Source organism: Leptospira langatensis (assembly GCF_004770615.1).
Lineage (GTDB): Bacteria > Spirochaetota > Leptospiria > Leptospirales > Leptospiraceae > Leptospira_B > Leptospira_B langatensis.
Genome location: NZ_RQER01000007.1, coordinates 106084 through 128970 on the forward strand (window position 1 = coordinate 106084; position 22887 = coordinate 128970).

At 45.4% G+C, this 22887-nt stretch carries 24 protein-coding genes; 2 read left to right on the forward strand and 22 right to left on the reverse strand.

Going from position 1 to position 22887, the window contains the following annotated elements; genetic code table 11:
• Nucleotides 1–909 (reverse strand): histone deacetylase family protein, encoded by a 909-nt coding sequence (locus EHO57_RS12210; RefSeq protein WP_210410012.1) that lies wholly within the window; start codon nt 907–909, stop codon nt 1–3.
• A 101-nt stretch (nt 910–1010) separates the two neighbouring features.
• On the opposite strand from EHO57_RS12210, the gene pyk reads away from it, so the two are divergent.
• Nucleotides 1011–2435, forward strand: a complete 1425-nt coding sequence (gene pyk / locus EHO57_RS12215; protein WP_135643501.1) for a pyruvate kinase — start codon at nt 1011–1013, stop codon at nt 2433–2435.
• A gap of 91 nt (nt 2436–2526) precedes the next feature.
• The gene (locus tag EHO57_RS12220; protein ID WP_135643503.1) at nt 2527–2928 is read left to right on the forward strand and encodes a hypothetical protein; all 402 of its coding nucleotides are present in this window, start codon (nt 2527–2529) and stop codon (nt 2926–2928) included.
• On the opposite strand, the gene EHO57_RS12225 is transcribed toward EHO57_RS12220, so the two are convergent.
• The 21 genes from EHO57_RS12225 to EHO57_RS12325 form a co-directional block, all read right to left on the reverse strand.
• Nucleotides 2925–3794 carry a mechanosensitive ion channel family protein gene (locus EHO57_RS12225; RefSeq protein WP_135643505.1) on the reverse strand — a complete coding sequence of 290 codons (870 nt, stop codon included), beginning with the start codon at nt 3792–3794 and terminating at the stop codon, nt 2925–2927. The two genes, EHO57_RS12220 and EHO57_RS12225, sit on opposite strands and share 4 nt — an antisense overlap.
• A 286-nt stretch (nt 3795–4080) precedes the next feature.
• Nucleotides 4081–5175 (reverse strand): 3-dehydroquinate synthase, encoded by a 1095-nt coding sequence (gene aroB, locus EHO57_RS12230; RefSeq protein WP_135643507.1) that lies wholly within the window; start codon nt 5173–5175, stop codon nt 4081–4083.
• Nucleotides 5172–5633: an NUDIX domain-containing protein gene (locus tag EHO57_RS12235; RefSeq protein ID WP_135643509.1), complete on the reverse strand. Its 462-nt coding sequence runs from the start codon at nt 5631–5633 to the stop codon at nt 5172–5174. Before EHO57_RS12235 ends, aroB begins: the two co-directional genes overlap by 4 nt.
• A gap of 12 nt (nt 5634–5645) precedes the next feature.
• Complete coding sequence (gene rnc / locus EHO57_RS12240) at nt 5646–6383, reverse strand: ribonuclease III (RefSeq protein ID WP_135643511.1); 738 nt, start codon at nt 6381–6383, stop codon at nt 5646–5648.
• Nucleotides 6384–6448: 65 nt separating this feature from the next.
• Nucleotides 6449–6682 (reverse strand): acyl carrier protein, encoded by a 234-nt coding sequence (gene acpP / locus EHO57_RS12245; protein ID WP_008594933.1) that lies wholly within the window; start codon nt 6680–6682, stop codon nt 6449–6451.
• A gap of 514 nt (nt 6683–7196) precedes the next feature.
• On the reverse strand, nt 7197–7961 hold the full coding sequence (gene fabG / locus EHO57_RS12250) for a 3-oxoacyl-[acyl-carrier-protein] reductase (protein WP_135643513.1): 765 nt from the start codon (nt 7959–7961) through the stop codon (nt 7197–7199).
• A 69-nt stretch (nt 7962–8030) separates the two neighbouring features.
• Nucleotides 8031–9035 (reverse strand): phosphate acyltransferase PlsX, encoded by a 1005-nt coding sequence (plsX, locus tag EHO57_RS12255; protein ID WP_135643515.1) that lies wholly within the window; start codon nt 9033–9035, stop codon nt 8031–8033.
• Between the two features lie 5 nt (nt 9036–9040).
• Nucleotides 9041–9241 carry a 50S ribosomal protein L32 gene (gene rpmF / locus EHO57_RS12260; RefSeq protein ID WP_008593555.1) on the reverse strand — a complete coding sequence of 67 codons (201 nt, stop codon included), beginning with the start codon at nt 9239–9241 and terminating at the stop codon, nt 9041–9043.
• 56 nt (nt 9242–9297) lie between these two features.
• A complete protein-coding gene (gene hisG / locus EHO57_RS12265; RefSeq protein WP_135643517.1) occupies nt 9298–9927 on the reverse strand; it encodes an ATP phosphoribosyltransferase in 630 nt (209 codons plus the stop codon).
• A complete protein-coding gene (locus EHO57_RS12270; RefSeq protein ID WP_135643519.1) occupies nt 9927–10664 on the reverse strand; it encodes a tetratricopeptide repeat protein in 738 nt (245 codons plus the stop codon). Before EHO57_RS12270 ends, hisG begins: the two co-directional genes overlap by 1 nt.
• Nucleotides 10665–10684: 20 nt before the next feature.
• Nucleotides 10685–12367 carry a 30S ribosomal protein S1 gene (locus EHO57_RS12275; protein WP_135643521.1) on the reverse strand — a complete coding sequence of 561 codons (1683 nt, stop codon included), beginning with the start codon at nt 12365–12367 and terminating at the stop codon, nt 10685–10687.
• 32 nt (nt 12368–12399) lie between these two features.
• Entirely contained in the window at nt 12400–13113 is a 714-nt protein-coding gene (cmk, locus tag EHO57_RS12280) for a (d)CMP kinase (protein ID WP_135643523.1), read from the reverse strand.
• On the reverse strand, nt 13110–14426 hold the full coding sequence (gene aroA / locus EHO57_RS12285; protein ID WP_135643525.1) for a 3-phosphoshikimate 1-carboxyvinyltransferase: 1317 nt from the start codon (nt 14424–14426) through the stop codon (nt 13110–13112). The genes cmk and aroA overlap by 4 nt, the downstream gene beginning before the upstream one ends.
• A complete protein-coding gene (locus EHO57_RS12290) occupies nt 14407–15324 on the reverse strand; it encodes a prephenate dehydrogenase (protein ID WP_135643527.1) in 918 nt (305 codons plus the stop codon). Before EHO57_RS12290 ends, aroA begins: the two co-directional genes overlap by 20 nt.
• Nucleotides 15321–16412, reverse strand: coding sequence for a prephenate dehydratase (pheA, locus tag EHO57_RS12295; RefSeq protein WP_135643529.1), 1092 nt, complete (start codon nt 16410–16412; stop codon nt 15321–15323). The genes EHO57_RS12290 and pheA overlap by 4 nt, the downstream gene beginning before the upstream one ends.
• Entirely contained in the window at nt 16399–16938 is a 540-nt protein-coding gene (gene scpB, locus EHO57_RS12300; RefSeq protein ID WP_425460790.1) for an SMC-Scp complex subunit ScpB, read from the reverse strand. Before scpB ends, pheA begins: the two co-directional genes overlap by 14 nt.
• Nucleotides 16939–16943: 5 nt before the next feature.
• On the reverse strand, nt 16944–17720 hold the full coding sequence (locus EHO57_RS12305) for a segregation and condensation protein A (RefSeq protein ID WP_135643533.1): 777 nt from the start codon (nt 17718–17720) through the stop codon (nt 16944–16946).
• A 10-nt stretch (nt 17721–17730) separates the two neighbouring features.
• On the reverse strand, nt 17731–18093 hold the full coding sequence (locus tag EHO57_RS12310; protein WP_135586755.1) for a response regulator: 363 nt from the start codon (nt 18091–18093) through the stop codon (nt 17731–17733).
• Nucleotides 18094–18095: 2 nt separating this feature from the next.
• A complete protein-coding gene (locus EHO57_RS12315) occupies nt 18096–19151 on the reverse strand; it encodes a protein-glutamate methylesterase/protein-glutamine glutaminase (RefSeq protein ID WP_425460791.1) in 1056 nt (351 codons plus the stop codon).
• 45 nt (nt 19152–19196) lie between these two features.
• Complete coding sequence (locus EHO57_RS12320; protein WP_135643538.1) at nt 19197–22346, reverse strand: chemotaxis protein CheW; 3150 nt, start codon at nt 22344–22346, stop codon at nt 19197–19199.
• Nucleotides 22347–22832 carry a chemotaxis protein CheW gene (locus EHO57_RS12325; RefSeq protein ID WP_425460792.1) on the reverse strand — a complete coding sequence of 162 codons (486 nt, stop codon included), beginning with the start codon at nt 22830–22832 and terminating at the stop codon, nt 22347–22349.
• Between the last annotated feature and the right edge of the window lie 55 nt (nt 22833–22887).

Sequence of the window (22887 nt, forward strand, 5' to 3'; positions counted from 1 at the left end):
CTAAATTAAAGAGGCGAAAACCCGGATCGTATTGAAATGGATCCGGACCGTATCATGGAAGTTACGAGCGTATCCACCTGCTGGCATGATCACCACCGGAACATCCAAGGAATCGGCAAAGGCTTTCACCATCCTATCTCTATTTTTTAGCCCTTCGAAAGTAAGCTTCAGATCACCTAACGAATCGTCTTCGAAAGGGTCTGCTCCGGCAAAATAGAAGATGAGATCCGGTTTAAATTCCGCGCGGATCTTCTCCAAAGCTTGCTCCAAAAGGGACATGTATTGTTTATCCCCAGTGCCGTTGTCTAAGGGAATATCTAAATTCGACTTTTCTTTCTTCGGATATAAGTCTTCTTGGTGCATGGAAAACGTCCAAACAGACTTGTCGCCCTGAAAAATTTTAGCGTTCCCGTTCCCCTGATGAAGGTCCAGATCTATGAATAAAACCTTTCTATCCGGATATTTTTTCAGATAAAGTTTCGTCGCAATGGCCGCATCGTTCAAATAGCAGAAACCTTCCGCACGATCGGGCATGCTATGGTGAAATCCCCCGCCGATATGATATACATATTTGTAATTCTCGATGGTTTCCGCCGCAAGGACCGTTCCTCCCACTCCCAGGCAAAAACTTCTCACAATCGCATGATTGAGGGGAAGTTCAGAATACATGGTCCGGTCCGTGTATCTAAGATTCATAAAGTCTGAAATAAATTCGGGAGTATGAACTAGACTCAGTTCTTCCTCTCCGACCGGAGCAGGCTGAAGAGCAGGCAAAGAAGAAAGTTTAGGATCTTCCTTGACTAGATTGTATATCATTGCGTATTTACGTGCGGGGAATACGTGAGGACCTAGATCCATATTGTATTCCGGATGATAAATTAATGCGAGCCGTTCTAACTGTTGTCGCAAGGGCGATTGCCTTTTTTTTCCCAAGCTTACCCTTCCGTTTCGCCCCGTAAAGAACGAAATCGCATTCTTAAATACGTCCAAATTTTCGGAGGTTCCCATACATGTTTAGCCCGGAAAAGAAAACGAAAATGGTCTGTACCATAGGTCCCTCATCCTCGGATGAAATTATTCTCACAGCACTTCTCCGCGCCGGGATGGACATCGCCAGGATGAATTTCTCCCACGGAACTCACGAAGATCATAAGCAAGTCTTCCAAAAACTCCGCAAATGCGAATCCGAATCAGGAGTCCCTTTAGGGATCATGGCGGATCTGCAAGGTCCGAAGATCCGCACAGGAAAACTCCGAGTTCCCCAGATCGAATTAGAAAAGGGGAATAAGATCAGACTCTTAGCGGACATGGAATACTTAGGCGATTCCGAAGCGATCGGAACCACCTATCCAGCTATGATCGAAGATCTTCGTTCGGGAGACAAACTTTTAGTCGATGACGGTAAACTCGTACTAGAAGTTGAATCCAAATCAAGCAAAGAAGCCCTTTTAAAAGTTATAATTGGTGGAATTCTAAAAAGCAACAAAGGAATTAATTTGCCGGGAACTCCGATCTCCGCTCCGGCTCTTTCGGAAAAAGACCTTCTAGATCTAAAATTCGCCCTCAGCTTAGGAGTAGATTACGTCGCATTGAGTTTCGTAAGAAGAGCCTCCGATCTGGAAATGGCAAGAGAGATCATGAGAGGAACCCAGACGGGACTCATTGCCAAGATAGAAAGGCCTGAAGCAATCCGCAATATAGACGAGATCCTAGACGCCGCAGATGGGATCATGATCGCGAGAGGTGACTTGGGAGTAGAAATAGAAACGGAAAGAGTCCCTGTACTTCAAAAAGAGCTGATATACAAGGCAAATCGTGCAGGCAAGCCGGTGATCACTGCGACCCAAATGCTCGAGTCCATGGTAGAAAATCCAAGACCGACAAGAGCGGAAGCAAGCGATGTTGCGAATGCGGTGATGGATGGGACCGACGCAGTCATGCTATCAGGCGAATCCGCCAGTGGAAAATATCCGGTGGAATCCGCAGAGATGATGGCAAAGATCCTAAGAGAAACCGAGAACTTGGACCGGATCTATGAGATCCATTGGAATCTGAAAAAATCCGAATTAGAGATCGAAAGGGCAGCCTTAGGATCGGCAGCAAGGGAGATCGCTCATAGCATCCAAGCAAAAGCGATCGTGAATTTTACTCGAAGTGGTTATTCTGCACTCGTAACCTCGGAGATGAGACCGAAGGTCCCTATTCTCTCTTTCACTCCTTATCTAGCGACGGCAAGAAAAATGAAATTGTATAGAGGAGTACAACCTTACGTTATGCCCTTTATGGAAACCTTCTTCGATATGATCCGTTACATGGAAACGAAACTCCCCGAAGATGGGATGCTCGCTCCAGGAGATTTAGTAGTCATTCTTTCAGGAGCGCCGGGAGGAGAAGCAAAGTCGGTAGACTTTTTACAGATCTATAAGATAAGATGATCGACCTTGAGTTCTAAAAAGGAATATATATCAACTCCGGAAGAAGGTTTTTTTTTCTTTTTATTACCAGATAAGCGGGTAAAGACCGATCATGATCAAATACATTCTGAGTTGGTTCCTTCTTCTTTGTGCCGCACTCTTAAATGCGGCCATTCGAGAGTTGGCGTATAAAGGTCTTTTCGAAGAACACCTCTCACACCAGATTTCCGTTTTCACCGGGATCATTCTTATTTCGGTACCGATCTTCTATATTTCCAGAAAATGGCCCTTTAAAGACGGAATGCAAGCCTTTGCAATAGGTCTCGTTTGGTGTTTCATGACGGATCTTTTCGAATTCCTGATGTTCTTTCGGGTTTCCGAAAATCCATATAAGGATTTTCTAAAGGTCCATAATATTTTCGCAGGAGAATTTTGGATCTTGATCCTGATTTGGCTGGTGATCTTTCCCATCTTGTCTTATAGATCATGGCAAAGATCGACGAAGAAAGATTAGAGGATACGAATTCCTGCTTCGGAGAATTCCTTTAATACTTCTCTTGAGATCCGGGCTCTCTGGTTTCTCTTCTCTTTGATATGAGTTAGATAGCGTAGAGAGAAAAGGATCCCTCCTTCTTCTACATTTATATAAACGATCGGCGTAATCTTGCCCAAGCGGACCAAATAATTCTTAGAAAGTTCTCTCACAGTTTGATCGATCTTGTGCTGGTCTATGATGGATCCGTTCTGCAAGATACCATTCAGTAGTTTTTCCGCCTTCTCCCAGTCGCTTCCGTGAGGGACTTTCAGTCGGAACTCGTCCCAGATAAAACCGAACTTTTCCTTTACCACATAAACCTTATGAAGGATCACAGAGTGGTTCGGAATATGCACAAGTCGGTTTGTAGACTGTTCCGATTTAGGATCTTGGCTGATCTCCATGAGAGTGAAACGGTTGATACCGATATTCACTACATCACCTCTGATCCCATCGATCTCGATCCGATCTCCTACTTCGAAGCCGTTACTTCCATGGATCATGAGCCAGCCTACATAGTTCAAGGTGATGTCTTTCAAAGAGATCACGATACCCGCACCGGCTAACCCCATGACAGTCGGTAAGTAAGATAATCCGGAGAAAATGATCGGAAGAAGGGAAACTGCTCCAACCAATACGAATAAGATCCGAGTAACCCTTCTTCGATTATAACGAACCGAATTGTCTGCAGGAGGCCGGATGCGATCGAAGGTCAAGACGAATGTCTTATAAACGATGACTAAACTGATAATGAAATAAACAACAAGGATGAGCTCTTGGGAGATGGTTCTTTCCTTCAAAGATAGAAGGTAGAAAGGATTCAGTAATTGAATAATATCTTCCATGCGCGAGAAGCCAGACTGAGATCTGATTCAAACCAGATCAAGGCAATTCCTACATTTGGCTTCTATAGTTCCTACAGCAATTGAAGGCTTAGAAAAACGAATTGCAGGATCGAAGAAAATCTGATAGAGGAAAGCGAGCCCTCCCACGGGGGCCCACCTCCCCACCCGAGGAGGGTGGGGGCAGCTTAACTTTGTCGTTTGGTTTGATTTTGCTTCTCTTCGATCAGCAACCTTACCAGGAATCTCGCTCCCTACGAGTCGCTCGATTGGGTGGGCGCCGCCCTCGTTATCGCATCTTCTTCTGAGAACGAAACGCTTCCACAATCTCAGGCAATTCTACAGGAATATCCCAGATCGGAGAACCAGGAGACTGCAAAAGAACGAATCTAACGGAGCTTCCCACATTCTTCTTATCGTGCAGGGTATGCTTAGCTACCTGAGAAGATTTACTCGAATCTTGAAAAGGAAGATCGTACTGGATCAGGATCTTTTTCAGATCCTCGATCCAATCCTTGTCTAGGCCTTGCTTCTGCACGGAAAGAATGATCGCAGTCAAGAGTCCCACTGCCACCGCCTCTCCGTGAGAATATTTTTTATAATTCGTAAGGGACTCAATGGCGTGAGCAGTTGTATGGCCGAGATTCAATACTTTTCTGAGTCCCATCTCCCTTTCATCTTGGCTTACTATATTCGCCTTATATAAAATAGAGCCCACGATCAATTCCAAAAGCGCCGCAGAAGAATGATCGTATACTTCTTTGCTATTCGCTCTGACCTTGTCTAGATATTCTCCACCGGAAAGAAGACTATGCTTTACGATCTCCGCCATTCCACATCTCCATTCTTTCTTAGGCAATGTGGATAACGCGATCAACGGAACATACACAAACTCGGGTTGATAGAAAGAGCCGATCATATTCTTGCCCAAGTCCGCATTTACGGCCACCTTTCCTCCCACCGAAGAATCCACGCAGGCAAGTAGACTCGTTGGGATCTGAGCGAATCGTATTCCCCGCAAGAAAGTAGAGGCGATGAAACCCGCAAAGTCACCTACCACTCCGCCTCCTAGGGCCAAGATCAAACTCTTGCGATCCGCTCCAAGCTCTATCAGTCTATTGTAAACGGCAGCGGTTCGATTAATATGCTTATTCTTTTCTCCGCCTTTGATATGGATCTCGAATACAGGAACGCCAAGATCTTTCAGTTCCATATTGTAGAATTTGGAGAATAGTCCGGAGAGTTTTTTCTCCGTTAAAATGAAAATCGACGAAACAGGATAGAACCTTTGGATCGTCTCTCCGAGTCCCCTAAAGTCGGAATGAATGCTAACTTTGTATTCCTTGGAGAAGGCATGTATCTTCACTTCTTGGATCGGATTCATTTATCATATACCCATTGGCTTCGAATAAAAGGAGAAGGCTTATACTTCCCCGCAGAAAGATACTCTTTGATATCGGGACGGATATCCATTTCTAAGACCGCACCCAAAGGAAAATATCCGAAGCCTGTGATCGCTTTTTCTTTCAGGTTCACTGTGGGGTCCTGCTTCTTCACTGTGGTTAAAAAAACCAATTGGATAAGATGCCGATTCCCCTTAGGATCTATGGACTCGTTCAGAAAGAGGAAATTCGCACTCGTGACATCCAGAGAAAGCTCCTCTTTGAGCTCTCTCTTGAGGGCGTCTTCCGCGTTTTCGCCGAATTCTATCCCACCCCCAGGCAGTAACCAATAATAGGAGTCCCCCTTCTTTTGTTGCAAAAGAAGTATTTCTCCCTTTCGATTTCGGACGAGTGCTGCGACTCTTACTCTTAAACCTTTCTTCTTAAAAAAGAATTCCATTCGGATCTATCGTTAAAACTTAATTTTCAGGATCTTCAGCATTTGTCTTGCCGCATCCTGTTCCGCAAACTTTTTATTTCGGCCCTGGCCTTCTGCAGAATATTTATCTCGGATCGATACATTTACATAAAACGTTTTTTCATGATCCGGTCCTGTTTCTTGGATCAATCTATACGTCGGAAGAAGCTTAAATTTCTTCTGACAGGTCTCCTGAAGAATGGATTTGAAATCAGTAGCCTCTCGGATCGTGTCCGAATGTTGGATATATCCGATAAGATGCTTGATGATGAATTCTTCGGCGACTTCCATTCCTTGGTCTAGATAGATCGCGCCCACCAGAGATTCGAATAAGTTCGCTCCCAATTTCTTTTGGGAGTCTCCCCTTCCTTCTCCTTTTCCAAGTAAGACGAATTCGATTAATCCTAGTTTGTCGCTGAGCCCGTTCAGCACTGTTGTGGAAACCAATTTGGCTTTCTGCCTAGACAATTCCCCTTCGGATGCACTTGGATCCGTTCTGAACAAATACTTTGCGACGACTAAACCCAGCACCGAGTCACCTAAGAACTCCAATCTCTCGTTATGTTCTTTGATCCCTGAGTTCTCGTTCTTAAAGGAACTATGAATGAATGCGATCTCTAAGTAGGACTTATTCTTAAATTTGATCCCAAGTCTGGAGATAAGATCGATTAGCCTGGTCCATCTTTCAGGATCCGGCGAAGTTTGAGTTGGTTTGTGTGTTTTTTTTATCAAAGGATTTTGATAAAAGGAAGGAAAGAGACTTCCGAGTTCCCGTAAGAACCCGGAGGTCTAGTCAATTAGGACTTAAGAGTGTCGATGAACTTAATTACGTCTCCGACGGTTTGGATCTTTTCAGCATCCTCATCGGAAATTTCAACGCCAAACTCTTCTTCAAGAGCCATAACGAGTTCAACTGTATCAAGAGAGTCTGCACCGAGGTCATCAATGAAGTGTGCTTCAGGAGTCACTTCTGACTCATCCACTCCAAGTTGCTCAACGATAATAGACTTAATCTTTTCGAAATCTGCCATTTGTTTCCTCCGTACCACCGGAGTGGTATGTAAGTTTTAGTTAGGTTTAGAATCGGGGATGAATTCATCCACCGATTTTTAAACATTTTTATCTGAAAAGTTTTGGCAAGCGATAACGGAAAAGAAAAAGGAAAAAAACCGAATATTTCAAATCGAATGTTCCTAAGTTTTTTCTAAAGAAGTCGTTCTATAAATTCAGAATTGTAAACAGTCTATGAAAATGCAGGGACTTCGATCCGGTGGGCCCGAATCAGTAAAAAGTCACATTCTACTTTTAGAATAGGAAGGAACCGGATACGAGGTTCGTCCATTTTAATTATGTGATCCTGAATTATAAAATGATATTCACTTCGAACGGCGTTCGGGTTTTGTAATTCCTATTCCGTTTATTCCGATCGAGGCCGCTGCATTGCAGTATCTATTCCATGAATGATAGTCTTCTTTCCAAAGTAATAAAAAAGCCCGGCAAAACCGGGCTTTCTTGCATTCCATTCTCGAATGAGACTCGGAAACTTTAGGCTTGTGCTCCTGGAAGGAAGCCCCCGCCATTCACTTCGATTACCTGTCCTGTAATAAAGGAAGAAATATCGGAAGCAAGGAAGGCGATCGTATTCGCGATATCTTCCGGTTGTCCTGCTCTCTTCAGAGGAATAGCGGCTACCATTGCAGTGCGGATCTTTTCAGGGATCGCGTCTGTCATTTCAGTAGCGATGAATCCCGGAGCGATCGCGTTACAACGGATCTTACGACCTGCCATTTCCAAAGCGACTGCTTTAGTCAAACCGATGACCCCAGCTTTAGAAGCGGAATAGTTAGTTTGGCCGATATTTCCGTTCACTCCTGCGATGGAGGAAAGGTTGATGATGGATCCGCCGTTCGGGTTCTTTGCCATAAATTTTATGGCTCCTTGGATACAATTGAAAGTACCAGTCAGGTTCACTGCGATTACAGCGTCCCATTGCTCTTGCTTCATTCTAAGCATAAGAGTGTCTTTAGTGATACCTGCGTTGTTTACAAGGATATCGATAGAGCCGAAAGTATCGACTACTGCTTGGATAGCTGCGTGAGCCGACTCTGGGCTCGCAACGTTTGCGGAAACTCCGAGAGTCTTAACACCTGTCGCTTTTGCGATCTCGTCTGCGGTTGCCTTACTTGCCTCTTCGTTTAGGTCGGCGATGACAACATTTGCGCCTGCTTGCGCGAGTTTTAGTGCGGTTGCTTTACCGATTCCACGGGCAGCCCCGGTTACAATGGCGTTTTTGCCTTTCAAATCGATCATTGGATTATTCCTTACCAGATTCTGCGGTTAGCGTATTTTCGCTCTCCATGGGGTCAAGTGGTTTAGGATTCAGATCTTTGCTTTCTCTATCTCTTCCTTGATCCTGCGATTCACATCTCTTTCGGCACACTCGACCACGACACGGATCGCGCTTCGGACCGCTTGAGAATTAGAAGAACCATGACCGATCAAACAAGTGCCGTCCACACCTAGTAGAAGAGCGCCTCCATACTCCGCATAATCGAGTCTCTTCTTGATAGCGGTAAACGTAGGCTTCAAGAGCAATGCTCCGGTTTGCGCCAAACTAGATTGAGCGATGCTTTCCCGGAGAACACTGAAGATGGATTTGGACAGGCCTTCTGTCGCTTTAAGAACGATATTCCCGACGAAGCCGTCACAGACTACTACGTCCACATTCCTTCCGCCTCCGTAAAGATCCCTTCCTTCCACATTACCCACAAAGTCCAGGGGGAGTTTTCGGATATACTCGAAGGCCTTTAATGTGACGGAGTTCCCCTTCTTATCCTCTTCTCCGTTGGAGAGAATGCCTACTTTAGGTTTTGGAATATTAAATATATATTTAGAATAGATCGCGCCCATGATCGCGAATTGGGCCAGATACTCCGGTTTGCAATCCACATTGGCACCCGCATCCAGAAGAAGAGTGGGTGCACCCTTCTCTCTTGGAATGGGAGCTGCAATCGGAGGACGAAGGACTCCGGGGATCCTACCGAGATATAGAAGTGCGGATGCCATAGTGGCTCCCGTATTTCCAGGAGAGAACATTCCCACACAGGTCTTATTTGCTACGAGTTGTGCTGCTTGGACTATCGAGGAATCTTCCATGGCACGGACTGCGATGGAAGGAGAATCGTTCATGCCTATGATCTCACTGGCGTGAACGATCCGGATCTTTTCGGGATCGTATTCGTATTTGAGGAGGATCTCGCTTAGGTCTTCTTCTTTGCCGACGAGAATTACGTTTCTGCCGTCTTGATTGACTGCGGTAACTGCACCTTCTACGATCCTATCAGGACCGTAGTCGCCGCTCATTGCATCGACGGCGACCCACATATTTCTTAGTTCTCTTCGCTAGTCTTCCTGACTTTCGGTTCAACTACCACACGGTCTTTGTAGAAACCGCATACTGGGCAGATCCTGTGAGGAGGTCTGAAGGAATTGCAGTTCGGACATGGGACTAGATTCGGCTTGCCGATCGCGTGGTGGGCACGCTTCATCCTTACTTTGGATTTGGATTTTCGTCTCTTAGGAACTGCCATTGTCTTTCTCTATAGATAAGGTCGATTTACGACTATGTTTTTTTTATAAGCGGAATTCACAACTGTTTTTCAAGTGCAGAAAAGGAATCCAGAAATTCCCCGATTTCTGCTCTCTTGGTATATAAGGAAGAACGGTTAAAGATCAATCTGGCCGTGGATTCCATGATAATCTCGATCTCTTCCAGATTATTTGCCTTTAAAGTGGCCCCTGTTGAGACCAAATCCACGATGCAATCCGACAGGCCGACCAAGGGAGCGAGTTCTATACTTCCGTACAGCTTGATTACCTCGCAATTGATCCCCTTTTTCAGGAAGAATTCCTTGGCTATATTCGGATATTTTGTCGCTACGCGGACCTTTCTTTCTCCGGAACTCAGGCTCCAACCCTTGGGCGCAGCCACAGAAAGTCTGCATTTACCGATCCCCAGATCCAAAGGAAGAAGAAGGTCATAGCCTCCTTCCAATAATACGTCCCATCCCACGATGCCTGCATCCGCAGAATTCTGCTCCACGTAAGTCGCCACATCCTGAGAACGGACCAGTAGGATACGGACCTTGCCTTTAGCGTCTTTGAATATTAATTCTTTGGAATCCGGATCCGGACGACCGCTAAGCCAGCCTCTTTCCAGCATCAGTTCGATGCTTTCTTCGGCAAGCCGTCCTTTCGGAAGGGCCAGGGTTAGCATTAGTTACCCTGGCTATTTTTTAGGAGAAGATACGTAGAAAGTTCTTTGACCGACTTGAATTCTTCGGAAGGAGAAGAGATCTCTTGTTCCAGGACTTTCTTCAAGAGTTCTAAGGCCTCTGCCTTTTTTCCATTCTTGAGTTTCAGGCGTCCCGCTTGGTATAAACTCCAAGCATAGAATCCGGACACATTTCTGCGATTGCCTAAGAGAGAAGAAGCAGTGAAATAATCCGTTTCCGCTTCCGCAAATTGGTTAGCGCTCTCTCTATAATTTCCGGCCAAATAAAAGTAGTATGCCTTAGCTTCCGGAAGCTCATCAATTTTCTTACCGGCGTATTCTAATTTATCCGCAGCTTTTTGGAATTCTCCGTTACGAGCATACAGATCCCCAAGAGTCTTAGCAAGACGGAGATCCAAAGAAGGAGAACTATAAGTAGAAGCTACCGCTTCATATTTCTTGATCTTGTCGGTCAGTTCCATCATAGGGTTCTGAGCCAGTTCCTTTTCCAAGCGCTCGATTGCGATGGTTCCCTTACGGAACTGCTCTGCCCTATATTCGTTCCATCCTACGACGGAAACAACGGTTACGAATAAAACTGCGAGTCCGAAAAGGACTTCTTTCTTATGCTCTCCAATCTTGGAGAATAAGATCGCGAACGCTCTTTCGGCTCCGGTCAGATCTGCATATGGATCCAGATCCTTAATAGATGCTCCGGTTTTTGGTTCGAACCGCTTCATGGAAACTCCGAGTTTCTCCTTTATTTCAAGGAAGAATTGATAAAGCTGCCTAGACTTTCGCGAGAAGGAGTATCGGAAGTTTTCAGATACTTAGCCATCTCTTCTCTTTCTAAGGCTTTGTCGAAATCTTTAATGGATAAAGAGATCTTCTTGTTCTTGGAGTCGATCTTGACTACTGCGCACTTAACGATGTCGCCAGGTTTATAGGACTCCGCAAGATTCGTATCCTTTCCTCCGGGAATTTCGGAGATATGAACAAGACCTTCGAATCCAGGCTCGATCTCTACGAACATTCCGAAGTCAACGATGCTCTTGATCTTTCCTTGAACGACTGAACCTACAGGATAACGATTTCTAAGAGCCTCGTACGGATGCTCTTGCAATTGCTTGAGTCCGCAGGAAATTCTCTGAGCGTCAAAATTGATATCGAGGATAACATATTTTACCTCTTCTCCTTTTTTCAGAAGAGAAGTAGGGTTCTTTTGTTTTTCATCCCAGGTGATATCGCTGATATGGACCAGGCCTTCGATGCCGTTCTCCACTTCTACGAATGCGCCGTATTTGGTGATACCGGTGATCTTTCCGGTCAATACGTTACCTACTCTTACTTCCGGTCCGAGAGTGTCCCAAGGATTCGGTTGTAATTGCTTGAGTCCGAGAGAAAGCCTTCTGCTCTCGAAATCGATATCTAGGATCAATGCTTCTACTTCTTGTCCTTTTTTCAGGAGCTCTTTCGGATGAGGAGGTTTCTTTGCCCAAGTCAGTTCGGAAGTATGGATCAAACCTTCTAAGCCTTCTTTCAATTCTACGAAGGCTCCAAAGTTGGTGAGAGAAGTAACAGTTCCACGAATGACCATGTCTTTCTCTAAGGAACGTTTCGCCCAAACCCAAGGATCTTCATAAAGCTGTTTGAGTCCGAGAGCGAGTTTGTTATTCTCCTTGTCCATTTCCAGAACTTCGAGTTCCAGTTCCTGTCCAACGGTGAAGTATTGTTTGAATGGTGCGAATTTCTTATAAGAGATATCTCTTTGTCTCAGAAGTCCTACGACTCCTTCTAGATCGCAGAACACTCCGAAGCTGGCGATCTTAGAAACGACTGCTTTAACTCGGTCCCCTACTTTTACTTTCAGAGCGAGAGCATCCCATTTCTCGTTATTGACCTCGTCCAAAAGTTTCTTTCTGGAAACCACTCCGGAACGAGTGCGCTCGTTGATCTCGATCACTTTGAAATCGAGTTCTACGCCTTTGTAATTTTCTCCATCGGAGAATTTATAGCTGAGTTGAGATGCAGGAAGGAAGAGTTCGGAACCTTCGACGTTCACGATATAACCTTTTCCTTTGATCTCATTTACCAAACGTCCACTGACTTGGTAATTATTTTTGAAAGCGTCCTTAACTACTTCCCAACCTTTTCTTTGGTCGGCTTCTTTCTTAGAAAGAATGCATCCGGAATCAGTGGACTCTTTTCTTTTTACGAGTGCGGTTACTACACTTCCGATCTCCGGTTTTTCATCGAAATCGGAACGAGGGATCCTTCCCTCTTGTTTCAGTCCTTCGATCGCCACATAAACGTTATCGTTATCGACAGATACGACTTTACCTTCTACAATCTGATCCTTACGGATTTCGGCTTCATCGTTTTTCTTTTCTTCCCACTGTTTGAAAACTTCTGCAAAAGTGGACTTGTCTTGTTGGCTACTCATACGGACGGAATACTCGGTTAATTAGTTTGGGATTAGTGCGAATCGTTATAAATGCCAGGCTCTAGGCACCCAAGGATCTTACTAATTACACTATTTTTTGGCAGGTTATCCGTGTCAATGAGGATTGCGTCCGCCGATTTTCGCAACGGAGCGATTTCTCTTTCCATATCGGATTTATCCCGAATTATGATTTCATTCTCGATCTCATCTAAATTAGAACGAATTCCCTGTTCCAGCAATTGATTGTATCTTCTCTCGGCTCTCACCTTAGAAGAAGCGGTTAAGAAGAATTTGTAACGGGCGTCCGGAAATACATGCGTACCTATGTCTCTACCGTCCATGACTAGACGATGAGTAAGCGCCAGATTCCGTAATTGAGAATTTACGAAGTCACGGAACAATGCCTTATCGGCGATGTATTTGATCTCTCGAGTGATCTCTGGAGTGCGGATCTCCTGCGAAACATCCTGGCCGTTTAGAAAAATATGATTTTCCCCTGTTTTGGAAAACTCACATAAGATGATCACTCCCTGTGTAAGTGACGCAAAATCTTTGAGGGGAAGCCACTCGGAGAACGATATGGAACTGTTAGTTGCAGAGTAGATCCTATATATATGCAACGTAAGTGCTCTGTAGAAGGCGCCGGAATCTAAGTATTCGAATCCTAATTTCTTGGAAAGTTCCCGAGCAACAGTACTCTTTCCCGTTCCAGCAGGACCGTCGAGTGCGATCACATTTTCAGTCATGATATGAAACCCCCCAGCAAAGATTCGAAACCTGGAAAGGAAGTCTCTATCCAGGAAGTTTCGTCCGGAGTGAGATCCAAGCCGCTTACGGCTCTAAGAACAAGAAAGCTCATCGCGATCCTATGATCCATTTTAGTAAAGATCCTAGCTCCTTTTCCGGAAAGCCAAGCTTGTAACTCTGAAGAACTTGCAGAGGAATTTTGTTCCGGGATCTCGTAACCATCTTTGTATTCGTGTACAAGAATCCCGAGATTACGAAGATTCTCCACCATGGCGGTGATCCGATCCGATTCCTTGGCTCTTAATTCTTCTGCATGACGGATCGCAAATCCGCCTTTTGCAAATAGGCCGGCAATCGTCAGGATCGGGATCTCATCTATAAGAGAAGGGATCCATTCCTCAGGTATATCAGAAAAATGTAAATTAGAAGAAACTGCTTCCAGATCTCCCACGGGCTCCCCGCATTCAATCCTTTGGTTGTGGATGAGGATCTTTCCCCCCATCGCCTGAAGAGCCTTTAGGATGCCGATGCGAGAAGGGTTCAGTCCTACGTTCTTTACTAGAACGGAACCTTCTTTTAATAGAACACCGAGTACTAAGAAGAAAGCTGCCGAAGAAATATCTCCAGGCACCTTAAAGTCCCCCGCTTCGAATATATACGGGGGTTCCATCTTAAAATGAGTGGGAGAAGAATACTCCAGCGTATTCCCAAGAAAGCGGAACATATTCTCTGTATGATCCCTGGATAAGATCTCTTCTTCGTAATCCAAAGAAGTCTCGGAAGCCATGGCAGCGAGCATGAGACAGGATTTTACCTGAGCCGAAGCGATCGGACTTTTATATACGAAGGAGGAAAGTTTCCTCCCTTGGATCTCAAGGGGCGCTTTGTCTTCTTTTCCTTGGATAGAAGCTCCCATAGCACTTAAAGGTTTTATAATACGGGACATTGGTCTTTTTTGCAAGGAAGGATCTCCGGTCAGTCTCGCATGGATCCCTGGGATCCCGGAAATAAGCCCGGCAGACAATCGAATTCCAGTACCCGCATTCCCAAAATCCAATTCTTCCTTAGGAGAATGAAGAGAGCTCTTTCCCGGACTCGTAAAAAGATACGAACCGGGAGAGAGTTTTTCGATCTTCAGGCCCAGATGAGAGAATGCCTTCATGGTATTCAATGGATCTTCCGCTTCCAAGAATCCGGAAACCCGGGAAGTTCCCTTGGACAGAACGGAAAACAATACGGAACGATGAGAAAGGGATTTATCTCCGGGAACGAAAATTTCCCGGCCGGACGAACTAAGGACTCTTGGGATCATTTTGCTTCTTTAAAATCGAATCCCTATCTAATCGGGATTTTTCCATGAAGGACTCCCATTGCCCGGGGTCCAGCGGCTTTTCAGGATCTAACTCGGAAAGAAGGGAATCCAATCTGGATTTATAATCCAAGAGAGCCTTATAGATCTCCCCTTGGTTCGAGGAAAAGATAGCGGACCACATCTTAGGATTGGAACCAGCAATCCGAGTCATGTCCCTAAATCCCCCTCCTGTCAGAGGAAGAGGAGAACGATCCGTGAACTCTCTCACGCATTTATTTTCCCAGACCCAATTGGTCATAAGAGAAGAGATCAAATGAGGAGCGTGCGATACGTAGGAGAGAATATGATCATGATCTTCTGCGGGAATTTCAGTTGTGAACATTCCCAGCGATTTCCAAAAAGATTCGATCCTTTCGAAGGCATCTGCGGTGGCTCCTTTCGGTTTCGTCAAAATGCAAAGACGATTTTCATACAGATCCGCATTCCCAAACTCCAAACCGGACTCTTCGGAACCACACATAGGATGAGAAGAAATATAACGATGCTCTCCTTGTAGAACAGACTCGACTGCCCGAACAATCTCGAGCTTAGTGGAACCCATATCCGTCAAGAGCCCGGAAAAAGAAGAAGGTAAACTGCGGATCACATCCACTGTCGTATTGACCGGGACCCCGAATACGATCAGATCATAAGCGTCCCAGTTCGGCGATTTGGAAAATTCCTCCGCGGTGAACAGAAAATCCGCAGACTTGAGTTTTATCCCCTTCTCCTTACTGGAAGAAGATCCTACAACCCCAGTGATCTCAGCCTCGGAAGATCTCTTACGAAGGGCCAAAGAAAGAGAGGCCCCCATCATTCCCAAACCGTATATTAGAATTTTCTTAAATTCTGGTTTCACGGGTTAGCAGGAGAGATCGGATAAGATCCCAAGATCCTGAGATAGATTGTATTTTCTTTGAGAGTGTTTAGGACCTCTTCTATGATCGGGTCCTTTTTATGTCCGTGAAAATCGATAAAGAAATTATACTCCCAAGAAGTCCTGCGAGTCGGCCTGGATTCCACCTTGGTCAGATTGATCCCTTTATCGAAGAAAGGTTTCAATACCTTGTATAAGGATCCAGGTTTATCCGGAATAGAGAAGACTACGGAGGTCTTATCGTTTCCTGTAGGAGGACATTGATTCTTTCCGATGATCAAGAAGCGAGTCGTATTGTCCGACATGTCCTCGATGGATTCTCGGACTATATCCAAACCATAGATCTCTGCAGCGATAGAAGAAGCAACTGCCGCACATTCTCCCTTCTTCTCCGCAACGATACTAGCCGCTCTAGAAGTAGAAGGAGTTTCTGAAATTTGCACATGAGGAAGATTGGCCGCAATCCAATTCCTGCATTGGGAATTAGCGATCTTGATGCCATACAATGTCTTGATCTTAGAAAGATCGTGCTCGAATCCTAAAAGATTCAAAGTGATCTTGAGATAGATCTCCGAGTAAATATTCAGATCGGAGACCAGGAACTGATCCAATGTGGAGTTCACCAAACCCTCGGAAGAATTTTCCACAGGAACCACTCCGTAATCGGCCTTGTCCGTTTCCACGGCACGGAACACTTCCGGAATGGAAGGAAACTCGGTTGCCTCAACGGAAGTCCCGAACCTTGCACGGACCGCTTGGTGAGAGAAAGATCCTTCTGGTCCGAGATAACCTATGGCCAATCCTTTTTCGACAGAAAAAGAACCGGACATGATCTCTTTATAAATAGCGACTAAGACCTTATCGGGAAGAGGTCCTCCGTTCAGGTTGAGGATCTTTTCGTAAACGTCCTTTTCTCTATCGGGACGATAGATGGGCTCGTTATTCTCCCGTTTGATCTCGCCGATCTCGGACGCAATCTCCGCCCTGGCCTGGATGGCCTTGACGATCTCCTTATCCAAGGCATCTATCTTGTCCCTGAATTCCTTTAGCTTGTCGTTATTCTTGGCCATTCTCTATTAAGTCGTCCAGGTTTTCGAATTTCAACTCCTTCACTTCTACAGGAGCAGGTAAATCGGTCAGTTTATTTAAACCGAAATGGATTAAAAAATCTTTGGTAGTCCCATACAATGCCGGTCTTCCGGGAACTTCTTTATTCCCCACAGGCTTTACTAATTTCTTAGAAATGAGAGAAGTCACCATCGCTCTGGAGGAGACTCCTCGGATATCGTCTATCTCGGATAAGGTGATAGGCTGCTTGTATGCTATGATTGCGAGAGTATCTAGGCTAGAGCGAGAAAGTTGCTCTCTCTTCTTCTCCTTGAATAGCTTAAGAAGGATCTCCGAATACTTTTCGTTGGTGGAAAATTGATACGCACCTGCGATCTCTCTAAGAACGAAGCCACCATCTTTTTCTTGGTAGTCTAAGATCAGCTCGTCCAGGATCTCTCTGGCTTCCTGTTTTTCACACTCTATGGATTTAGCGATGCTAGCGAGTTTGAGCGGCTCCCCGGAAAGGAAAAGCAGCGCCTCGATCAGACCCTTTAAACCGGCTTTGTCGCGTTCCACGGTTCTCCCACCAAGAATATACGGATTTCGCCAAACGTTTTATGCTGCCGGATCGACACGATTCTCTGTTTACAGAGCTCCAGCATGGCAAGAAAGACGGCTACAATCTCTGCTTTCTCGGGCTTGACCGTAGAAAACAATTCTTCGAAAGAGATATCCGAACGTTCGGCGAGGAGTTCGGAGATGGAGACCATCTTTTCCTCGACAGAATATCGGTGGGGCGCGGTAAGTAAAGCGGGAATCTCCCCTTCCTCTCCGCCTTTTTCCAGGATCTCGTTAAAGGCGGAGATCAAATCCAAAAGACTGAGGTCCAGCCAAGATTCGGATTCGTCTATGACCTGGTTGGTCTCTCTCTGGAAAACCCCGGCTTGGGTTTTATCGATATCGGATAATTTCTGAGCGGTTAATTGGAATTTCTTATGTTCTAAAAGTTTTTCGACCAATTCAGGGGGAAGAGGAGGATCGTAATCCTCTTCTTCAAAGCCGGGATCAGGAAGCAAGGCCTTGGATTTTAGATATACAAGGTTGGCGGCCATAAGAGCGTATTCCGCTCCTACATCTATATGGATACTTTCAGAAATCTTAATGAAGTTTAGAAAGTCGTTCGTAATTCGAGAAAGGGTAACTTCGAATATATCGACCTTATAACTTTCTATCAAAGACCAGAGAAGGCTCAAAGGCCCTTCCGTTATTCCACCTTCCGAGTTGTTCCACTGAACAACGAAGGAATTCCCGCCGTTCTCCCTCTCCATGATCTTTCTATTAGGAATTCAGAGCTTTATCGGCCGCTTGTTGCAATCTTTCCGGAGAGAAAGGTTTTACTACGAAATCCTTTACTCCCATCTTGATCGCTTTCGCAAGAAGTTCTTCCTGACCGAGTGCGGTCACCATAATAATGCGAGCCTTGGGATCCAATTTAAAGATCTCCTGAGCGGCTTCAATCCCGTCTTTTTCTCTCATGGTGATATCCATGGTGACTAGATCCGGTTTGATTGCCTTGTACTGGTCCACGGCAATATTTCCGTTTTCAGCTTCGCCGACGATCTCATGCCCTCCGGCGACGAGTGCGTCCTTCACCATAGTTCGCATGAATTTTGCATCGTCTACTACGAGAATTCTGGCCATAATTAGTTTCCCCTTTCTTTAAGAATGGAAAGTATCCTTGATGTTATTGCGCTTACAGGTTCCACGAATTGAACTCCACCCATTTCAATGGCTTGGCGATTCATTCCGAAGATTACCGAGCTTTCCTCGTCTTGAGCAACAGTAGAAGCTCCTGCTTCTCTCATTCTAAGAGTGGCAGCTGCTCCGTCCTTACCCATACCGGTCATTATTACACCGACCAAGGCGCTCCCGTATTCCCGGATTGCGCTGTCGAATAAAACTTCGACTGAGGGCCTGTGTCCATTTACAGGTGCTTCCCTGCCTAAGGCAATCCATTTCCGTCCTGCCCTAGATTCGATCTTCAAATGTGCGTCTCCCGGAGCAACATAACCGAAACCCGCACGAACTTCTTCGCCGTCCTCAGCTTCCTTAACGGTAATCTTTGAATGATCGTTTAGCCGAGAAGCAAAAGCTTTTGTAAAACCCACCGGCATGTGCTGTACGACGAAAATCGGAAGAGGAAAATTCTCCGGAAAATCAGAAAAAACAGTCTGTAATGCTTTTGGTCCGCCTGTAGAAGTCCCGATACATACCGCCTCTACGACTTTTTTTTCATCTTTGAAAATCTTATGACGAACCGCTTCCACAAATTTTCTCGCATCGAGAACGGGAGACGTATGACGTACACTTTCAAAGTAAGAAAGGATCCGATTTCTTAAAACGGTTCCAATCTCTTCCGGATTGAATTGATTCGAAGTGGAAGGCTTGGGAACGAAATCTATGGCTCCGTATTCCAATGCCTTGAAAGTCGCTTCCGCTCCATGCTGGGTCAAAACCGACAGCATCATTACCGGAATGCCCATTTTTCGTTTCTGAAGTTCCTGAAGTGCAGAGAGTCCGTCCAGAACAGGCATCTCCACGTCTAGCACTACGAGATCCGGACGGAGCTTGGTTGCAAGTTCTATGCAATCCACACCCGTCTTGCCTGTTGCTATGACCTGGATCCTTTCATCCTTCTGGATCTGATCCGAAATAATATTTCTAACTAAGAGAGAATCGTCAATGATTACGATCCTGATTGCCTGGTCCGTATGAGTACCTACCACGATTTACAAGCCTAACGATTAAAACTTCGGAAGCAAGCTCATGAGCTCGTCAAAATCCGGGAGGAATAAAAGGACTCCCAAGAGATTGTTTCCCTCATGATTGAATTCGGTAAGCATACTTAAGAATTTCGTTCTTTCCGGTTTCACCACATCCAAAACTTCGAGGAAGGTCCCTTCCACAAGCTCAGGAACGTCAGGCATCACAGCGACTTTGGCCTTGTTCGAGATAGAGTTCAATACGGAAGCACAGACGATATTGGAAACCTCCGAGAGAACGCTTTTCGTATCGTCGTCCAGAACGTCTCCATTGGTCACCGTATCTAGCAATTCTCTGGCAAGGTTCTTTGCGTTCTCTCGGGAGAACATCATAAGCATATTCCCGTTCAGATCCCCGTTCATACGGACCTTCATTCCATAGAATTTATCGTCGGAGAATCGGATCTCTGCTGCGAGGCCTTCCTTGTCGTTCATGATGATCTCAGGAATGAAAAGGTCCACGTTCCGATTCAGGATCTGAGAAAGCACCATTCCGGCATTCATCATTCCTGTATTCACCACGGATTCGATCTTCTTGATCTGCTCTTTCGTGAGATTGCCGGTGAAGTCCTTGGAATGCTGAACGGACATCATTCTCTGTTTCTTTTGCTCCAAGAAACCCTCGATGATATGGTCCGCTCTCTTCTTCTCTTCTGCAGTGATATCGTCGGAGATAAGTTCTCGGATATGGGATCTGTATTCTTCCTCCATTCCTTTCTTAGCGGCAGGTCTCTCTAAGACCGCAGTGTTCGAAGAGGATTCGGAAGAAGTTTCCGCTCCGGAGATAAGTTTGTCCTCGGAAGGTCGGATCTCCACAGTTGGTTGAACGATCGAAGGAGCGGCACTCTCTCTTTCCAATTCTTCCTTAGCGACCACGATCTTCTTGGCCGCCTCGGATTTCTTGCGCTCGCTTTTCTTGCGGCGTTCTCTTTCCTGAGTGGTGATCTCGTGCAATTTATGATTGTATACGTTCGTAGGATTCGAGGTCTTCTGGATGTACCGATCCTCTTCGGTCTCTATGGTACGGAGAGTGCTGATCCGTTTCATAGTCTCCAGATGGTAATTCACATATCTGGCTTTTTCTTCCAACTCCGCTGCGAATTCAACCAGTCCAGGAATGTCCAAGACCATGATAATAGTACCGTCTCCCATGATAGAAGCTCCGGTCAGACCCTTGATATTCTTGAAGTTCTTTTCCAAAGACTTGATCACAGTCTCGTGTTTTCCGACAAGCTCGTCCACCATGAAGCCTAACTTGCGGCCCTTGTATTGAACGATTACGACAGGAGATTCTTCTCTTTCCGTTTTGTCTTGCAGACCTAGGATCCGATTCAAGCGATAGATAGGAAGTACCTCTCCACGCAGATTGATGATCTCGTTCCCTTCCAAAGTAGTGATTTGTTCGTTGCTGACCTTGATCGTCTCGTTAACTTCGGAGAGCGGGAAGGCATACACCTCCTCTTCCATAACGATCAGGATAGAAGGAATGATCGCAAGTGCCTGCGGGAAGGACAGAACAAAGGAAGTTCCGGATCCTTTTTGGGATTGGATCAATATTTTCCCTTTGAATTCTTGGATGAGACTATTCACAACGCTCATCCCGACTCCTCGGCCGGAAATATCCGTGATCTTATCCGCTGTGGAGAATCCAGGTGCAAAGATGAACTGATAGATCTCGTTCTCTTCGAGAGCTGCCGCATCCGTCTCGGTTACCAGTCCTTTGTCGATTGCCTTCTTACGGATCTTATCCAAATCCAATCCGCGACCGTCGTCTCGGATCTCCACCATGATATTACTTCCGCCTTGGTAAGCGTTCAGTTCTACAATACCTGTTTCGGATTTGCCGAGCTTTCTTCTTTCTTCCGGAGATTCAATTCCATGATCCACAGAATTCCGAATGAGATGGAGAAGAGGTTCCCCCAATGCGTCTATGACCTTTTTGTCTAGCTCAGTGGACTCTCCGTTCAATACTAGCTCAACAGTTTTGCCGGTTTCCAGAGAAAGATCCCTGACCAAACGCGAGAAGCGTCTGAATACGGTAGAGATGGGGACCATCCGGATATTCATGATACCGGATTGCAATTCCTTGGAAATACGATTGATGAGATCTATACGACCCTTTAATTCATTGAATAGCTGATCGTCCCCGAAAGTACGGAGAAGATCGTCGTAAATTTTCTGAAAGCCGGAGTTCGTGATCACGAGCTCTCCGACGTTATTCATAAGTTGATCCAGTTTATCGGAAGATACTTTAATACTTTTTAATGTAACCTTGGCTTCGCTGGCACGCTCCTCTTCGTCAAGCTGATACCCGGGCCCGCCGGAGGCTGAAGAAGATTCGGCCATCATGTATTCCTGTATCATTACATTCTCTACCATGTCCACATTTGCGGCCTTGGTAAGTTCTTCTTGGGACTCGGAGCTCACAATCAGAATGGAAAGAAAAGGAGCTTCGGTCCCCTTCTCCAACTCCTCCGAGCTTGGATCCGTGCGGAATACATGTCCAATCCCTCTCAAATTCTGAAGAATAAGAGTATAACGTAGGCCCTTCATCGGAGAATCTTTCTTAAGGCCAACTTTCAAGAGCCACGCCTTCCCAGGATTAGATCGAAGCAGGTCTGCTAGATCCTTTTCTTCTTCGGCATCCAGATCCATTTTATGCACGGAATTAGCTTCCGACTTTGGAGCGGCCGGAACCGAATCGGAAACCGATCTTCCTTTCGGAGAAGAGACCGCCGTAGCCTCCGGGCTCTTTTCGTATGCTTCCAATCTTTGGATCATCTCCGTATAAGGAGTATCGACTTTCTTTCCAGCCGCCACATTCACGATCACATTCTTGATCAGATCGAAACACTGGAAGAGAAGATTCACCAAGGATAGATTGACTGCGAGTTTTCCGTCTCGAATGCTCTGCAAAAGATTTTCCATCTTGTGAGCGAGATCGGATAGATTATATAGACCGACAAAAGCAGCCGAACTCTTGAGAGAGTGAGCCGCTCTAAATATATCGTTGATGGTTTGAGGATCGGATTGATCCTTTTCTAATTTAAGAAGGTTCGAATTTAGTTCTTCGATCTGGTCTTCGGATTCTTCTAAAAAGAGTTCTGTGTATTCGCCTAATACTCCAGCCATTTACGCTTCCTCCCCTGCATAATCCATAAGCATGGAAAGATTCAAGTTCAGGATCAGGGATTCTTCGAATTGGCTAACCGATTCTATGAGTTCGCTATAATTCACACTTAGGTCTTCGTCTGCCTTACTGACCTTGTCCTTGTGGACCTTAATTACTTGCTTTACGGAGTCCACGAGAAGTCCTGCCCTCTTTTCTCCGTTAACCACCACTATGATCCGGGTAGATGGAAGAATATCACAAAAACCTAATCCGAATAATTCCTTCAGATCCATAATAGGAATGATCTCACCTCTAAGATTGATCACTCCCAAGATAAAGCCTTCCACGTTAGGAATTCTTGTAATCGGTACCGGTTTTAGGATCTCATGAATATAAAGTATATCGATCCCAAAGATCTCTTTATCTACCTCGAAAGTCAGGAATTCTTGGAGAGTCTCCAATTCCTTTCCATCTTGGTCATTTTCTGCGGGGCTGTTCTTATCTATGGTTTTCACCGGTTCTCCGCCATTTTCTCACTCTGATCGGAAACGTTTGGCAGCG

Coding starts and splice junctions, on each gene's coding strand:
- rpmF (WP_008593555.1), bottom strand. CDS start 9,241: ATGGCAGTTCCTAAGAGACGAAAATCCAAATCCAAAGTAAGGATGAAG.
- EHO57_RS12320 (WP_135643538.1), bottom strand. CDS start 22,346: ATGGCTGGAGTATTAGGCGAATACACAGAACTCTTTTTAGAAGAATCC.
- EHO57_RS12270 (WP_135643519.1), bottom strand. CDS start 10,664: ATGAAGCGGTTCGAACCAAAAACCGGAGCATCTATTAAGGATCTGGAT.
- pheA (WP_135643529.1), bottom strand. CDS start 16,412: ATGGCCAAGAATAACGACAAGCTAAAGGAATTCAGGGACAAGATAGAT.
- plsX (WP_135643515.1), bottom strand. CDS start 9,035: ATGTGGGTCGCCGTCGATGCAATGAGCGGCGACTACGGTCCTGATAGG.
- EHO57_RS12305 (WP_135643533.1), bottom strand. CDS start 17,720: ATGGAGAGGGAGAACGGCGGGAATTCCTTCGTTGTTCAGTGGAACAAC.
- pyk (WP_135643501.1), top strand. CDS start 1,011: ATGTTTAGCCCGGAAAAGAAAACGAAAATGGTCTGTACCATAGGTCCC.
- cmk (WP_135643523.1), bottom strand. CDS start 13,113: ATGACTGAAAATGTGATCGCACTCGACGGTCCTGCTGGAACGGGAAAG.
- EHO57_RS12235 (WP_135643509.1), bottom strand. CDS start 5,633: ATGGAATTCTTTTTTAAGAAGAAAGGTTTAAGAGTAAGAGTCGCAGCA.
- hisG (WP_135643517.1), bottom strand. CDS start 9,927: ATGCTAACCCTGGCCCTTCCGAAAGGACGGCTTGCCGAAGAAAGCATC.
- EHO57_RS12275 (WP_135643521.1), bottom strand. CDS start 12,367: ATGAGTAGCCAACAAGACAAGTCCACTTTTGCAGAAGTTTTCAAACAG.
- EHO57_RS12225 (WP_135643505.1), bottom strand. CDS start 3,794: ATGGAAGATATTATTCAATTACTGAATCCTTTCTACCTTCTATCTTTG.
- aroA (WP_135643525.1), bottom strand. CDS start 14,426: ATGATCCCAAGAGTCCTTAGTTCGTCCGGCCGGGAAATTTTCGTTCCC.
- aroB (WP_135643507.1), bottom strand. CDS start 5,175: ATGAATCCGATCCAAGAAGTGAAGATACATGCCTTCTCCAAGGAATAC.
- EHO57_RS12220 (WP_135643503.1), top strand. CDS start 2,527: ATGATCAAATACATTCTGAGTTGGTTCCTTCTTCTTTGTGCCGCACTC.
- EHO57_RS12310 (WP_135586755.1), bottom strand. CDS start 18,093: ATGGCCAGAATTCTCGTAGTAGACGATGCAAAATTCATGCGAACTATG.
- fabG (WP_135643513.1), bottom strand. CDS start 7,961: ATGATCGATTTGAAAGGCAAAAACGCCATTGTAACCGGGGCTGCCCGT.
- acpP (WP_008594933.1), bottom strand. CDS start 6,682: ATGGCAGATTTCGAAAAGATTAAGTCTATTATCGTTGAGCAACTTGGA.